15 protein-coding genes are annotated in these 13657 nt (G+C 63.2%); 4 read left to right on the plus strand and 11 right to left on the minus strand.

What is annotated here, in order from left to right:
- Window positions 1–4: 4 nt before the first annotated feature.
- Window positions 5–1138, minus strand: coding sequence for a succinyl-diaminopimelate desuccinylase (gene dapE / locus BM269_RS10650; RefSeq protein ID WP_090437010.1), 1134 nt, complete (start codon window positions 1136–1138; stop codon window positions 5–7).
- The gene (locus BM269_RS10655) at window positions 1135–1488 is read right to left on the minus strand and encodes an ArsC family reductase (protein WP_090437011.1); all 354 of its coding nucleotides are present in this window, start codon (window positions 1486–1488) and stop codon (window positions 1135–1137) included. The genes dapE and BM269_RS10655 overlap by 4 nt, the downstream gene beginning before the upstream one ends.
- Before the next feature lie 125 nt (window positions 1489–1613).
- Here BM269_RS10655 and BM269_RS10660 point away from each other — a divergent pair, with 125 nt between their 5' ends.
- Window positions 1614–2492, plus strand: coding sequence for a hypothetical protein (locus BM269_RS10660; RefSeq protein WP_090437012.1), 879 nt, complete (start codon window positions 1614–1616; stop codon window positions 2490–2492).
- Between the two features lie 9 nt (window positions 2493–2501).
- On the opposite strand, the gene BM269_RS10665 is transcribed toward BM269_RS10660, so the two are convergent.
- From BM269_RS10665 to dapC, 6 genes are all read right to left on the minus strand, one after another.
- Window positions 2502–2948, minus strand: a complete 447-nt coding sequence (locus tag BM269_RS10665) for an acyl-CoA thioesterase (RefSeq protein WP_211482682.1) — start codon at window positions 2946–2948, stop codon at window positions 2502–2504.
- Window positions 2949–2950: 2 nt separating this feature from the next.
- Entirely contained in the window at window positions 2951–4474 is a 1524-nt protein-coding gene (locus BM269_RS10670) for a helicase HerA-like C-terminal domain-containing protein (protein ID WP_090437014.1), read from the minus strand.
- Window positions 4475–4516: 42 nt separating this feature from the next.
- Window positions 4517–5287, minus strand: a complete 771-nt coding sequence (locus BM269_RS10675) for a PEP-CTERM sorting domain-containing protein (RefSeq protein WP_170860341.1) — start codon at window positions 5285–5287, stop codon at window positions 4517–4519.
- Between the two features lie 189 nt (window positions 5288–5476).
- Window positions 5477–6616, minus strand: coding sequence for a PilT/PilU family type 4a pilus ATPase (locus tag BM269_RS10680; RefSeq protein WP_090437016.1), 1140 nt, complete (start codon window positions 6614–6616; stop codon window positions 5477–5479).
- Window positions 6617–6640: 24 nt separating this feature from the next.
- Window positions 6641–7462 carry a 2,3,4,5-tetrahydropyridine-2,6-dicarboxylate N-succinyltransferase gene (gene dapD / locus BM269_RS10685; RefSeq protein WP_090437017.1) on the minus strand — a complete coding sequence of 274 codons (822 nt, stop codon included), beginning with the start codon at window positions 7460–7462 and terminating at the stop codon, window positions 6641–6643.
- Between the two features lie 2 nt (window positions 7463–7464).
- A complete protein-coding gene (gene dapC / locus BM269_RS10690) occupies window positions 7465–8682 on the minus strand; it encodes a succinyldiaminopimelate transaminase (RefSeq protein WP_090437018.1) in 1218 nt (405 codons plus the stop codon).
- A gap of 89 nt (window positions 8683–8771) precedes the next feature.
- On the opposite strand from dapC, the gene BM269_RS10695 reads away from it, so the two are divergent.
- Window positions 8772–10595: a DUF4153 domain-containing protein gene (locus BM269_RS10695; RefSeq protein WP_090437019.1), complete on the plus strand. Its 1824-nt coding sequence runs from the start codon at window positions 8772–8774 to the stop codon at window positions 10593–10595.
- On the opposite strand, the gene BM269_RS10700 is transcribed toward BM269_RS10695, so the two are convergent.
- Both BM269_RS10700 and BM269_RS10705 read right to left on the minus strand, forming a co-directional pair.
- Window positions 10592–11338, minus strand: coding sequence for a Mut7-C RNAse domain-containing protein (locus tag BM269_RS10700; protein ID WP_090437020.1), 747 nt, complete (start codon window positions 11336–11338; stop codon window positions 10592–10594). The two genes, BM269_RS10695 and BM269_RS10700, sit on opposite strands and share 4 nt — an antisense overlap.
- Window positions 11339–11395: 57 nt before the next feature.
- Entirely contained in the window at window positions 11396–11782 is a 387-nt protein-coding gene (locus BM269_RS10705; protein WP_090437021.1) for a MerR family transcriptional regulator, read from the minus strand.
- 60 nt (window positions 11783–11842) lie between these two features.
- Between BM269_RS10705 and BM269_RS10710 the strand changes: the two genes are divergently transcribed.
- Both BM269_RS10710 and BM269_RS10715 read left to right on the plus strand, forming a co-directional pair.
- Window positions 11843–12250, plus strand: coding sequence for a hypothetical protein (locus BM269_RS10710; RefSeq protein ID WP_090437022.1), 408 nt, complete (start codon window positions 11843–11845; stop codon window positions 12248–12250).
- A 1-nt stretch (window position 12251) separates the two neighbouring features.
- Window positions 12252–12641, plus strand: coding sequence for a VOC family protein (locus tag BM269_RS10715; protein ID WP_090437023.1), 390 nt, complete (start codon window positions 12252–12254; stop codon window positions 12639–12641).
- On the opposite strand, the gene BM269_RS10720 is transcribed toward BM269_RS10715, so the two are convergent.
- A complete protein-coding gene (locus BM269_RS10720) occupies window positions 12642–13604 on the minus strand; it encodes a dipeptidase (protein WP_090437024.1) in 963 nt (320 codons plus the stop codon). It abuts the gene before it with no gap.
- Between the last annotated feature and the right edge of the window lie 53 nt (window positions 13605–13657).

Genomic DNA, 13657 nt, shown 5'->3' on the forward strand with positions numbered 1-13657 from the left:
CTTCTTAGCGCAGGAGGTTTTCCAGGGTGCGGCGGTAGATGTTCTTCAGCGGATCGATAAAGCGGATTTCGACGTGCTCGTCGATCTTGTGGATGCTGGCGTTCGGGGGGCCAAATTCTATCACCTGGGGGCAGATCCGGGCGATGAAGCGCCCGTCGGAAGTGCCGCCGGTGGTGGACAGCTCGGTGTCGACGCCCGTCTCATCCTTGATGGCGTGGCACAGTGCCTCGGACAGCGTGCCGCGCGGCGTCAGGAAGGGCAGGCCGGACAAAGTCCAGTCCAATTGGTATTCCAGGCCGTGCTTGTCGAGGATGGCATGCACACGCTGGCGCAGGCTTTCGTGGGTGGAAGCGGTCGAGAAGCGGAAGTTGAAGTCGATGTGCATGTCGCCCGGGATCACGTTGTTCGCGCCGGTGCCTGCCTTGATGTTCGACATTTGCCAGGAAGTCGGCAGGTAGTACTCGTTGCCGTGGTCCCAGACTTGCGCCACCAGTTCGGCCAGCGCGGGCGCGGCCAGGTGGATCGGGTTCTTCGCCAGTTGCGGATAAGCGATATGGCCTTGCACGCCCTTGATGGTCAGGCTGCCCGACAGCGAACCGCGGCGGCCATTCTTGATCATGTCGCCCAGGGTCTTGTCGGAAGTTGGTTCGCCGACGATGCAGTAATCGATGGTCTCGTTGCGCGCTTGCAGCTGTTCCACCACTTTGACGGTGCCGTCGGTGGCGGGGCCTTCCTCGTCGGAGGTAATCAGGAAAGCGATCGAGCCCTTATGGCTCGGGTTCGCGGCGAGAAACTCCTCGCAAGCGACCACCATGGCGGCAATCGAGGTTTTCATGTCGGCGGCGCCCCGGCCGTACAGCTTGCCGTCGCGGTGGGTCGGATAGAACGGCTCGGACGACCATTTTTCGACCGGTCCGGTCGGCACCACGTCGGTGTGGCCGGCAAACACCAGCACCGGACTTGCCGTGCCCTTGCGCGCCCACAGGTTGGTCACGTCGCCGGAGATGATGGTCTCGCAGTGGAAGCCGAGTGGCTCCAGCCAGGATTTCAGATGGTCCTGGCAACCCTTGTCATCCGGCGTAACGGATGCGCGGCCCAGCAGCTTTTCGGTCAGGTCGAGGGTGCGGGAAGCGCTCATGCTGCGAAGATTTCCTGGTACATGGCGTCGTTGAAACCGACGTGGGCTTTGGCGCCGGCGCCCACCAGCACCGGGCGCTTGATCACGGACGGGTTTTCCAGCATCAGGGCGATAGCGGCATCGGCGCCGGTGACGGCGGCCTTGCGCTCGTCGGGCAAGGCACGCCAGGTGGTACCCTTCTTATTGACCAGCACTTCCCAATCCAGGGTTTTCAGCCAGGTGCGCACGGTGGCTTCGTCCAGCCCCTGTTTTTTGAAGTCGTGGAAGGTGAAGTCGTGCTGCTGGCCAGCCAGCCATACGCGGGCTTTCTTGACGGTGTCGCAGTTGGGGATGCCGTAGAGGGTAATCATTCGGAAAAATATTGTTGTGCTGGGGCCGCGCCGCGGCCGGAGGACGACATTATATCGTGGCAGCGGGGGTGACAAGCCGTGTATGTTTTGCTAATGTTTCCGCACGCCATCAAAGAGCCAGCGAAATGACTACCACCAATCGGACCGAAGCTAAGATCGACATTTCGCTCGCCAATTACTTGGAGAAGCGCGCACTGGAGATCGCGTTGTCGCGCGCCGCGCCAGGGGCTGAACGCACGGCGATAGAACGGCTGGCAGCATTGCGCGCCGAGCTGATGACCCAAAGGGCGGCACACCACGAGCGAATAGTAGCCCGCCGCCACGCGCGCGGCGACTTTTACAGTGATGCCAAGGTCAAGTCCATCAATGCGCTGGGCCCCAGCCGAAATGAGTTGGACATGACGGTTGACGATCACTACGCGAAGCAGGACGGCGCCAAGGGCGTCCTGCAAGCGCATGGCTTGGCCAGCTTTGCATACAGGCTGGTGTCGGAGCGTAGCAATCTCGGACTGATGACCCCAGACATTGCCGACGACGCGGGGGGCATGCTGGCGCTCGAGGAAGCCTTCGCCAACGAGTGGGCCGCCACAATCGCCGACCCGGCATATAACGCCCAACTGGCGCAGCGCCGGCGCGAGGCTGCCAAGCTATTCCGTACTTCAAATTCGCCGATGTGGCTGGTGGCGCAGCCGGCTTGCCCATCGCAGAAAGGCATGGATGCGGAAGCCCTTGGCCGCGCCTGGAGCAAGCTCGAATCGATCAGCGGGGAGGTTGGGCTGGCGTCGCTTTCAAACTACGTCGGCATCGATGGCCAGGCGGCAGAAGATGGCGCGCCGGCGACAGAGGTGCTGGCGGCAGTAGAAGGGCTGTTGGCCGCAATCGACACTCCGGGCAAAAAGCTTCCCGCGAAAAAGGCGACGCTGGCTGTGTTGGAAGAAGTGCGCGCCATCCTGCAATGGGCGGTCCAGCACCAGGCGCGCGTTTATTTCGATGTTGAATTCTGAACTGTGATATCAGGCCGCGCTGAAGGCCGGGACGTACACTTCGCTGAATTCCGGCGGCAGCCGTTTCGGACGGCCGCTGGAAAGCTCGATGCAGACCAGGTCCCAGCGGGCGCGCAGTACCGTAGTGTTGTCGCGCTGGCGAACCAGCTGGAAGCAACGCTGCATCGAAAGCGGGCCGTCGCCAGGCAGCAGCCAGGTTGCAAGCAGCAGTGCTTCACCTTCGTTGGTGGCGAAGATGTAATCGAACTCGCTGCGACGGATCGCCATGCCGCGATCCAGGCGCTTGTAGTCGGCCAGCGTCAGGCCAAGGGCGTTGGAATGCGCCCAGCCGGCTTCCTCGCACCAACGCACGTAGACCGCGTTATTGGTGTGATCGAGGCCATCGATGTCGGCGGCTTGCGGCGTAACCGGGAGGATGAAGGGACTTGGCCGGTCCCAATCAACATGAGAGCGCAAGATCAACGCTTCTTCAGGATCGAGCCGAGCACGCCCCGGATGATTTCGCGGCCCACTTGCGAGCCGATGCTGCGGGCGGCAGACTTGACCATCGCTTGCACGGCGGTGTCGCGCTTGCTGCTGCCACCGAACAGGCCGCCCAGCACATCGCCGAAGATGGAGCCACCACCGCTATCGGCAGGGGCTTCGGCTGGTGCCTGTGCGTTGCCGCGGCCGGCCGGGGCCGGGGCTGTGGCGCTACCGGGATTTGCCACGCGTCCGGTGAGTTTTTCGTAAGCCGACTCGCGGTCGACAGTTTTCTCGTACACGCCGGCCACCACGGAGCTGGCGCGCGCGGCTTGGCGCTCGGCAGGCGTGATCGGGCCGAGTTGGGATGCCGGCGGCAGTACGAAAGCACGTTGTACGATCTGCGGCGTGCCTTTCTCGTCGAGGAAGGACACCAGCGCTTCGCCCACGCCAAGCTCAGTAATCACCTGCGCCACGTCGATCGCTGGATTCGGGCGGAAGGTTTCGGCAGCCGATTTGACGGCCTTCTGGTCGCGTGGAGTGTAGGCGCGCAGCGCATGCTGCACGCGATTGCCCAACTGGCCCAGCACGGTCTCCGGAATATCGAGTGGATTCTGCGTGATGAAGAACACGCCGACGCCTTTGGAGCGGATCAGGCGCACCACCTGTTCGATCTTTTGCAGCAGGGCTTTCGGCGCTTCGGCAAACAGCAGGTGGGCTTCATCGAAGAAGAACACCAGCTTCGGTTTATCGAGGTCGCCCACCTCCGGCAGGTTCTCGAACAGCTCCGACAGCATCCACAACAGAAACACGGCGTAAATGCGTGGCGCGTTCATCAGCTTGTCGGCAGCAAGAATGTTCACCACGCCCTTGCCGGCCGCATCGGTCTGGATCAGGTCGTCGATGTTCAGCATCGGCTCGCCGAAGAATTGCTCGCCGCCTTGCTCTTCAATCGTCAGCAGGCCGCGCTGGATGGCGCCGATGCTGGCTGCGCTGACATTGCCATAGCTGGTTTTGTAGTCGGCCGCATTGTCCCCCACGTGCTGCAGCATGGCGCGCAAGTCTTTGGTGTCGAGCAGCAGCATGCCGTTGTCGTCGGCGATCTTGAACACCAGTTGCAGCACGCCTTCCTGGGTATCGTTCAGGTTCAGCATGCGCGCCAGCAGGGTAGGGCCGAGGTCGGAAATGGTGGCGCGCACCGGGTGGCCCTGTTCGCCGAACACATCCCAGAAGGTGACGGGGCAGCCGGCCCACTGCGGGGTTTCCAGCTTGAGCGCTTCCAGGCGCTTGGCCATTTTCTCGCCCAGCACGCCGGGTTTCGCCATGCCGGACAGGTCGCCCTTGATGTCGGCCATGAAGACCGGCACGCCAATGTCGGACAGCGACTGCGCAATGCGCTGCAGCGTGACCGTTTTGCCGGTGCCGGTGGCGCCGGTAATGCAACCATGGCGGTTCACCAGGCTGGACAGCAAGTCGAGGGAAAGGGCGTCGGTTTTGGCGATCGGCAGGGCGGTGCTCATAGGGACAGAATTTCTTGTTGATATGAAATTCTGATCATACCATCAGGCATGCCGATATCGATTCCGTGTCGCGGACAGGGCCGCGAGGCCAAGCACCAGCAGCGCAAACGTCGCCGGTTCAGGGATCGCTACCGCCGTGGCCAGGTATTCCGCCCCTGCGCCGGACAGTATGGTGGTGCCTTCAGGGACCAGGAATTCCAGCGTTGCCGTATTGCCGAAATGGGCAAAGCCGCCGAACGTGCCGCTCACTTGCAACAGGGCTTCGAGTGAAATCGGAACCCCATAATCCAGCGTGAAGGTGGCGCTCAGTGCGGGACCGTCCGCGCTGGCCTGAAGCTCCGGAAGGTTGCCGAAAAAGTCGGCGATCAGGGCGGTATTGTGTCCGTCGACGGTCAGGGAAACCGTCATGCTGGCCGAAGTGCCTTGCGTTTCTTCTCCGGCCGCTCCCAGCGTGCCTTCGAAATGCAGGACAACAGTGATCTCGTGTGGGCCGCCAAGTCCGCCCAGAGTGACCGTATCGCTGAACTGGGCCAGCGACGAGCCGGTACTCATGCTGATAAAACCGCCACCAGGCGCACCGATAAATGAGCTGTCAACGCTGGCTTTCAGTACGCCGTAGCCGGCTTGCGCAAAGATGGACCCGTACTGGTCGCTGAAGCCTAACGCCGATGTGTCCTGGGCGCTGGAATTGACGACGGTGGGGCACGGCGTGCCGCAGGAGAAGTAGGAAATACTCGACAGTAACGAGGCCCGGACCGAGGATCCGCTCAACAGCAAGATGGCCAGCAGGAACAGGCGTGGTAAGGATTTCACGATCCCTCCGGTCATGCGACAAAGTCGGTTGCTGTCTGGAGGTGACGCAAGAAATGCACCCGAATAACTAAATTCCATGAATTCAGTTACTTATGGTTGCAGCTTTGCTGGAGCAGGGGGGTGGGTGTAAAGATTGGCGACACGGCGGGCAAACAATGCCCGCCGCATGCACCGGTCAAGCTCAGGAGCTCAGGAGTTCAGGGTGAACTCGGTGAACGAGGCGTCGGTCGGGGATTTCAGTTCTTCTTCCTCGACTGGTGGCGGCGCTTCCATGCCGTGGTTCAGCAGCCACAACAGGTTGGTGGCGGAATCGGCATTGGCCAGCGCCTCATCCTTGGTGATGGCGCCTTCCATCACCAGCTTGTACAGCGCCTGCTCGAACGATTGCGAACCCGGCGACAGGGATTTTTCCAGCGCTTCCTTGATCTGGCCGATCTCGCCTTTTTCGATCAGGTCGGAGATGTAGCGGGTGTTGACCATGATTTCGACCGCTGGCGTGCGGGTGCCGCCGCCGGCCGACCGGATCAGGCGCTGCGACACCACCGCCTTGATGGTCGAGGACAAGTCCTGCAGCAGGGCCGGGCGGTTCTCGATCGGATAGAAGGAAATGATACGGTTCAGCGCGTTGTACGAGTTGTTCGCGTGCAGGGTCGCCAGCACCAGGTGGCCCGACTGCGCGTACGCCATCGCCGACGCCATGGTCTCGCGGTCGCGGATCTCGCCGATCAGGATGCAGTCCGGCGCCTGGCGCATCGAATTGCGCAGCGCGGTGTAGAAGTCCTTGGCATCGCTGCCGATTTCGCGCTGGTTGACGATCGACTTCTTGTTGCGGAACAGGTACTCGATCGGGTCTTCCAAGGTCAGGATGTGGCCCGAACGCAGTTCATTGCGGTGGTCCAGCATGGAGGCGATGGTGGTCGACTTGCCGGAGCCGGTGGCGCCGACCAGCAGCACCAGGCCGCGTTTTTCCATGATCAGGTCGGCCAGGACCGGCGGCAGGCCCAGTTCGCCCAGCGGCGGAATGCTGGCCGGAACGAAGCGGAAGACGGCGGAAATGCTGCCGCGCTGGCGGAAAGCCGACAGGCGGAAGCGGCCCAGGTTGGGCACGGAGATACCCATGTTCAGCTCATTGGACGTGGCCAGTTCCTCAACCTGCTCGGGCGAACAGACTTCGGCCAGCAGGGCCTCCAGGTTCTCGGGCTCGAGCTTTTGCTGGTTGATCGGGATCAGAAGACCGTTGATCTTCAGATGCACCGGCGAGCCTACGGCAAAAAACATGTCCGAGGCGTTTTTTTCCTTCATTAGCTGGAACAGGCGGTCCATAGCCATTTTGGGGGTATCTCCTTGTTACGGTTAAACGCCGCGCAGCAATTCGTTAATGCCTGTTTTGGCGCGGGTTTGCGCATCGACGCGCTTGACGATCACGGCGCAGTACAGGCTGTACTTGCCGTCAGCCGACGGCAACGAGCCCGAAACTACCACGGAGCCGGCCGGCACACGGCCGTAGAATACCTCGCCAGTGGTGCGGTCGTAAATCTTGGTGGACTGGCCGATGTACACGCCCATCGAAATCACCGAGTTTTCTTCCACGATCACGCCTTCCACGATCTCGGAACGGGCGCCGATGAAGCAGTTGTCTTCGATGATGGTCGGATTGGCCTGCATTGGCTCCAGCACGCCGCCGATGCCCACGCCGCCGGACAGGTGCACGTTCTTGCCGATCTGCGCGCAGGAACCCACGGTGGCCCAGGTATCGACCATCGCGCCTTCGTCAACGTAGGCGCCGATGTTCACGTAGGAAGGCATCAGCACCACGTTCTTGCCGATGAAGGAGCCGCGGCGCGCCACGGCTGGCGGCACCACGCGGAAGCCGCCCTTGGCGAAATCTTCGGCCGAGTAGTTGGCGAACTTGGTAGGAACCTTGTCGTAGAACTGCATGGTGCCGTCGGAAGGCATGACCACGTTGTTCTCCAGGCGGAACGACAGCAGCACGGCTTTTTTGATCCACTGGTTGACCACCCAGGCGCCGTTTTCCTTCTGGGCCACGCGCAGCGAGCCATTGTCCAGGCCTGCCAGCACGTGATTGACGGCGTCGCGCACTTCGGCAGTGGCGTTGGACGGGTTGATTTCAGCGCGGTTGTCCCACGCGGTTTCAATAATTTGCTGGATGCTCATTTTTACTGGCTTTTCAGTTGATGACAGAATTGGACGATACGGCGCGCCGCTTCCAGGCCTTCCTCGGTCTCGGCAACCAGCGCCATGCGGATGCGGTTGCGGCCCGGGTTGCTGCCATGGGCGTCGCGCGCCAGGTAACTACCCGGCAGCACGGTGACATTGTACTCGGCGTGCAGGCGGCGGGCGAATTCGGTGTCGGACAGGCCGCTGCGGGTCACATCGGCCCACAGGTAGAAGCCGGCGTCCGGCATTTGCACGTCCAGCACCTCCTGGATAAGGGGCGTGATGGCGGCGAATTTGGCGCGGTATTGCGCGCGGTTTTCCTCGACATGGGTCTCGTCGGCCCAGGCGGCGACAGAAGCGGCCTGCACATGCGGGCCCATGGCGCTGCCGTGGTAGGTGCGGTACAGCAGGAATTTCTTCAGTACTTGCGCGTCGCCGGCCACGAAGCCGGAGCGCATGCCCGGTACGTTGGAGCGCTTGGACAGGCTGGAAAACACCACCAGGCGGGCATAAGGTTCGCCTTCCTTGGTCAGGCCGAGGAGATTGGCGGCCTGCATGGCGCCCAGCGGCGGCGCGTCGCCATGGTAGATCTCCGAATAGCACTCGTCGGCGGCGATGATGAAGTTATAACGTTCCGACAGCGCGAACAAGTGCTCCCAGTCGGTCAGCGTCAGCACGGCGCCGGTCGGATTGCCCGGCGAGCAGAGAAACAGCAGGCGCACGCGCTGCCAGACTGCTTCCGGCACGCTGTCGTAATCCGGGGAGAAGTTGCGGGCCGGGTCGGAATTGACGAAATACGGCTCGGCGCCGGCCAGGAAAGCCGCGCCTTCATAGATCTGGTAGAACGGGTTGGGGCACATCACCAGCGCGCCGGTATCGGGCGCGATCACCGTCTGGGCGAATGAGAACAGCGCCTCGCGCGAGCCGTTCACCGGCAGCACCTGGGTGGCGCGATCCAGCGTCGGCAGGCCGTAGCGGCGCTCCAGCCACGAAGCGATCGCATTGCGCAGCGCCTCGCTACCGGCGGTCACCGGGTAGTTGGCCAGGCCGTCCAGGTTGTCGATCAGCGCCTGGCGGATGAAGGCCGGGGTAGGGTGCTTCGGCTCGCCCATGCCCAGGCTGATCGGCTTGAAAGCGGGGTTGGGCGTGCTGCCGGCGAAGAGCTGGCGCAGTTTTTCGAACGGGTAGGACTGCAGCTTGTCGAGATGTGGATTCATGGCGCATACGGCTGGTTGAACCATTGATTATAGCCGTACTGGGCAACAGTGGCGTTGCTGCAAAATTGACAAGAGGATATGATCGATACATGGAAGCCACAACACAAGACACCGGGCTGTTCGCGCAGGAGCCCGTCCGCGATGCCGCCGTAACGCGGCGCGTGGGTCAACTGCGCCTGATCGCCGGCCTGCTGCAGGGTGGTCTGTTGTATTTCTTATATCGCTCGCAGCAATCGGGCGCTTGGCCGGCCAACCATCCCATGCTGTATGTACCGTTGCTGATGGCCGGGATCGTGCTGCCGGTCCTGCTGATTTCCAGCCTGGGCCATCTGGAACGGCGCCCATTGGCCTGGTGGCTGGGGGCGGCCGCCGCCGTGCTTGCCGCCGTGGGCATGCACGACGCGTGGCGCAACGCATTCGACCATGCGCCCGTGCTGCGCCCAAGCTTCCTGTTGTTCCCGTTTTGCATAGGCTTTTTCTTTGTCGCCCACAGCCTGGTGATGGCCGGCGCGCACGACAGGCGCTGGGTCGCTCAATACGCCACCTGCTTTGAAAGCGCCTGGAAGCTCGCCATCCAGCTCTTGTTTTCCGCCCTGTTTGTGCTTGGCATATGGCTGGTAATGTGGATGGGCGCCGCGCTGTTCGGTCTCTTGAAGCTGGATTTCCTTGAGCGGCTGCTGCTGAAGCCATGGTTCTCGGTGCCGCTGGTGTGCCTGGCCTTCTCGAGCGCCATGCATACGACCGACGTACGGCCGGCCATCGTGCGCGGCATCCGCAGCCTGCTGTTGGTGCTGATGGCCTGGATCTTGCCGATCGCGGTGCTGCTGGTCGGCGGCTTCCTGGCCTCGCTGACGTTCACCGGGCTGGAGGTGCTGTGGCAGACGCGCCACGCGACGGCGGTGCTGCTGGCAAGTTGCGCGGTGCTGGTCGTGCTGGTGAATGCAGCCTTCCAGGCTGGCGACGCGGCGGCAGGGCTGGCGCGCGTCGTGCGCTTCGCCGCACGCGTGGCCTGTTTCCTGCTGCCACCGCTGACAGTATTGGGCGTTTATGCACTTGGCCTGCGGGTGGCCGATTACGGTTGGACCGCGGACCGGGTGATCGCGGCGGCCTGCCTGGTGGTGGCTTTGTTTTATGCCGGCGGCTACCTGCTGGCGGCCGTGCGCCGCGGCGGCTCCTGGCTGGACGGCCTGCGCCAGGTGAATATTGCGGCAGCTTTCCTTGCACTTGCGGTGTCACTGGCCATGTTTACGCCATTCGCCGATCCGGCGCGCATTTCGGTGGCCGACCAGGTGGCGCGCCTGGCGCGCGGCACCACGCCGGCCGAGAAGTTCGATTACGGCTTCCTGCGTTACCACGGTGCGCGGTATGGCATGGATGCCCTGCAGGCACTGGCTGCGCACGGCACCGGTCCGCAGGCCGAGGCCGTGCGCACGCGCGCGGCGGATGCCCTGAACGAAGGGTATGAAGACCGGACGGCAAAGCGCGCGCCGGTTCCCGCCGCCGGCCCGCCCAACCTGGACGTGTGGCCGAAGGGCGCGCAATTGCCCGCTGGCTTCCTCAAGCAGGATTGGATGAGGACGTGGCAACCGTACCCGCCGCCAGCTTGCATGCGCGGCGCGGGAACCCGCTGCGATGCCATCGTGCTTGACGGTGATGGCGATGGCCGGCCGGACGTGCTGGTGCTTGGCGTGGAACGTGGCGACGGCGCCGCGCTGCTATCGGAAAGAAATGGCAGGTGGGAGGTTATCGGCCGCCCATCGCAAGGACTTGCCGGCTGCCCGCGCTTGCAGGAACGCCTGCGTGCCGGCCAGTTCAAGTTCAGCACCACGCCATTGCGCGACATCGAGGTGGGCGGCCAACGGATCGTCCTGGTACCGCCGGAGCCCGAGCTGCCGGATTGCGACGGGCGCTAGCCGGCGGCGACGCCCTGGCTCTCCAGCAGTGCTTTCATCCGGCGCCAGTGCGAGCCGCGCCAGAACACCCCCTGGCACACATCGCAAGTCAGGAATTCTTCATGCGATGCCCTGACAGCAGGCGGCAACTGCGGTGCCACCTCAGCCTTTGCCACCGTCCGCAATGGCGCATTGCAGGCCAGGCACAGCGTGAACGGCCGTGCACTGGCCGCCAGGTCCAGGCGCTGGAAGATCTCCGCAAACTGCGCCGCAGGCTTCAAGGCCCGTATATAACAGCCGTGCGTGATGCCGCGCCGCTTTAACAGGTCCCGGTCGCGGGTGAGGGCAACGCGGCCCTCGTCCTCCGACAGCGCAGCGACCGTTGGATCGTCAATCCGGTTGTCGTAGAGCGTATCGAAGCCTGCCATGCGTAGCAGTCGCGCCAGGCCACCCAGGTGGGCATCGGCCACGAATCGCATCACGCGCAAGGGCTCGGCGCGCACCCGCAACAGCGGCCGCACATCGAACGCCTCGAATTTGGGATAGACCGCCACCCGGTCGCCATCGCACAGCATGCGCTCGAAGCCGCAGGATTCGCCATTGACCAGGATCAGTTCGACCTCAGTATGCGGCACGCCGAGCGCCTCGATCATGTGCTTGGTGGTGGCGGCGCGCGCGCACGGCACAGTGAACTCAACTTTGCGACGCGCGCGCGGCAGGAAGTCGTTTAGTTCTTCGTAGAAACGGAAAGTGGCGCTGACCATACCGCAGTATAATTATTTGGCGCCGGCTGTCGAATTCCGGATGTGCTGGCACAACGGCTAAGCCGCTGCCGCGCCGGCGCGCAGCGGGCATTCCTCCATCTGCGCGCTGAGGCGGCGCGCCAGCTCGCCGCGCAGTTCCTGCAGGCCGCCGATACGGCGGTCGATCTCGGCCAGCTTGGCCTGCAGGGCCGTGCGCAGCGCCGCCATAGTGGCGGCACTGTCGCGGGCCGGCGCCGCCAGCAGCGGCAGGTCGGCCTCGATTTCCTGCAAGGTAAAGCCCAGCGCCTGGGCCATGCGGATATAGCGCAGCCAATCCGCCGCTTGCTCCGGATAGTCGCGGTAGCCGTTGCCGCTGCGGCGCGCCGCCAGCAAGCCGCGCTTCTCGTAATAACGCAAGGTATCGCGGCTGAGGCCCGTGGCCTCGGCCAGTTCGCCGATCTGCATCGCGTTGCTCCCAAAAAGTGCTTGACCATGGAGTGTACTCCAAGGTTTAAGCTGCGCAGCATGAATACTTCAAACATCCGCAAACTGGTGCGCGCCAGCGCCGCCTACGACCTGCTGCTCACCGCACCTTTCGCCACCCCTTGGACTTTCGCCGTCGCCCACGGCCACCTGTCCGCGCTCAACCAGGCACTCGGCGGCCCGCCGCTGCCGGCGTTCGGCACCCTGCATCTACTATTTGCCTGCCTGATGGGCAGCATCGTGCTGGTATGGTCCTGGTTGCGCCTGCGCGACCCGCAAGCGCAATTTGCCACCTATGACGGCGCCGCGCGCTTCATGTTCAGCACCTGGTTTGCGTGGACCTTGGCCGGCGGCGGCCTGCCGCTGGCCTGGCTGTTCATCGTGCCCGAATTCGCATGGGGCGTCGCCCAGTGGTATGCTGTTCCTCCGTTGAGCAAAAGGGGAGGGTGATATGCAAGCGCAACCTTTAATTGCTGTCAGTAACGTCGAGGCGACTAGCCGCTGGTACCAGAAAACCCTGGGCTTGCAGAGCGGCCATGGCGGCAACGAGTACGAGCAATTGCTGCATGACGGCCGCATGGTGCTGCAATTGCACCGTTGGGACGCCCACCACCATCCGCATATCGGCAACCCTGAACAGCGCCCCTACGGCAACGGTGCGCTGCTGTGGTTCTGGACCGACGATTTCGACGACGCGGTCGACCGCGCCAGCGCAGCCGGCGCAACGGTGCTGGAAGGGCCGAAAGAAAACAGCAACGCGCAGCACCGGGAATTATGGCTGCGCGATCCGGAAGGTTATGTGGTCGTGCTGGCGGGGCCGTATGGCGACGTCGGCATGTAGTTAATGCCAGGTATCCCGCGCCACGCGCAACATATTACGGCCCAGGACCTGTTCGATCTCGTTGGGCGCCATGCCCAGCTTGCGCAATTCCAGCGGCAGCGAGCGCCAGGCATAGATCGGCACGAAAGAAGGCGCACGGCCGGCGCGATAGCCGGCCGACTCAGGCCACCACCACGCCGGGTTGAAGCCGCCCGGCGGCGTATCGTCCAGGTCTTTCTCCTTGAAGCAGATATCCAGGCCGACGCCGGCGTGCGCCACGCCCACCAGGTCCGCCACGTACGCCACATGGCGCGCCACATCCGCCGCAGTCGGCTGCTCGGTACCCAGGAACCAGGACAGTCCCGATACGCACACCACGCCGCCGGTGGCAGCGCAGGCATGGATCTGTTCATCGGTTACATTGCGCCCATGCGGCACCAGCGTGAAAGGATTGGCATGGCTGAACACCACGGGCTTGCTGGAAGCTTCCATGATCTCCAGGCTGCACAGGCGGCCGGTGTGCGCGCAATCGACGATGATGCCGGCGTCGTTCACCGCCTTCAGTACCCGGTGGCCAAGGCGCGTCAGGCCGCGCGCGGTGTCGTGACAGCCGTCGGCGACGTTGTTGTTACGGTTGTAGGAGAACAGCATCTGCCGCACGCCCAGGCGGGCATACACTTCGGCCATTTCCGGCTGCTCCATCAGCGGCATCGCCCCTTCAAGATCGAAACCAATCGCCAGCACGCCATCGGCGGCGGCCCGGATCACTTCATCCACGCCCGATACCAGGCGATAGCGGTCCGGATTGGCGGCGATCGTGGCGCGATAGCCGGCGATCACCGACATCACCTGCGATACCGGATTCATGTCGGCGCCCACATTGACCGACACGTAGTTCAAGCCAGCGGAATGCAGCTGGCTAAGGGGTGAAAAGTCGGCCTGCGGATGCTGCGGCAGGCAGAGGTGGGCGTCCCAATTGATCATTCTTCTGTAAATGTTGGTAGTTTGATAGCAAACGTATAGTCGCATGAAATCCG

This window comes from Duganella sp. CF458 (assembly GCF_900113115.1).
GTDB lineage: Bacteria > Pseudomonadota > Gammaproteobacteria > Burkholderiales > Burkholderiaceae_D > Rugamonas.

Bases quoted from the DNA above. Each gene is read 5' to 3' on its own strand.
- dapE (WP_090437010.1), bottom strand. From the start codon at position 1,138: ATGAGCGCTTCCCGCACCCTCGACCTGACCGAAAAGCTGCTGGGCCGC.
- BM269_RS10655 (WP_090437011.1), bottom strand. From the start codon at position 1,488: ATGATTACCCTCTACGGCATCCCCAACTGCGACACCGTCAAGAAAGCC.
- BM269_RS10660 (WP_090437012.1), top strand. From the start codon at position 1,614: ATGACTACCACCAATCGGACCGAAGCTAAGATCGACATTTCGCTCGCC.
- BM269_RS10670 (WP_090437014.1), bottom strand. From the start codon at position 4,474: ATGAGCACCGCCCTGCCGATCGCCAAAACCGACGCCCTTTCCCTCGAC.
- BM269_RS10680 (WP_090437016.1), bottom strand. From the start codon at position 6,616: ATGGCTATGGACCGCCTGTTCCAGCTAATGAAGGAAAAAAACGCCTCG.
- dapD (WP_090437017.1), bottom strand. From the start codon at position 7,462: ATGAGCATCCAGCAAATTATTGAAACCGCGTGGGACAACCGCGCTGAA.
- dapC (WP_090437018.1), bottom strand. From the start codon at position 8,682: ATGAATCCACATCTCGACAAGCTGCAGTCCTACCCGTTCGAAAAACTG.
- BM269_RS10695 (WP_090437019.1), top strand. From the start codon at position 8,772: ATGGAAGCCACAACACAAGACACCGGGCTGTTCGCGCAGGAGCCCGTC.
- BM269_RS10700 (WP_090437020.1), bottom strand. From the start codon at position 11,338: ATGGTCAGCGCCACTTTCCGTTTCTACGAAGAACTAAACGACTTCCTG.
- BM269_RS10705 (WP_090437021.1), bottom strand. From the start codon at position 11,782: ATGCAGATCGGCGAACTGGCCGAGGCCACGGGCCTCAGCCGCGATACC.
- BM269_RS10710 (WP_090437022.1), top strand. From the start codon at position 11,843: ATGAATACTTCAAACATCCGCAAACTGGTGCGCGCCAGCGCCGCCTAC.
- BM269_RS10715 (WP_090437023.1), top strand. From the start codon at position 12,252: ATGCAAGCGCAACCTTTAATTGCTGTCAGTAACGTCGAGGCGACTAGC.
- BM269_RS10720 (WP_090437024.1), bottom strand. From the start codon at position 13,604: ATGATCAATTGGGACGCCCACCTCTGCCTGCCGCAGCATCCGCAGGCC.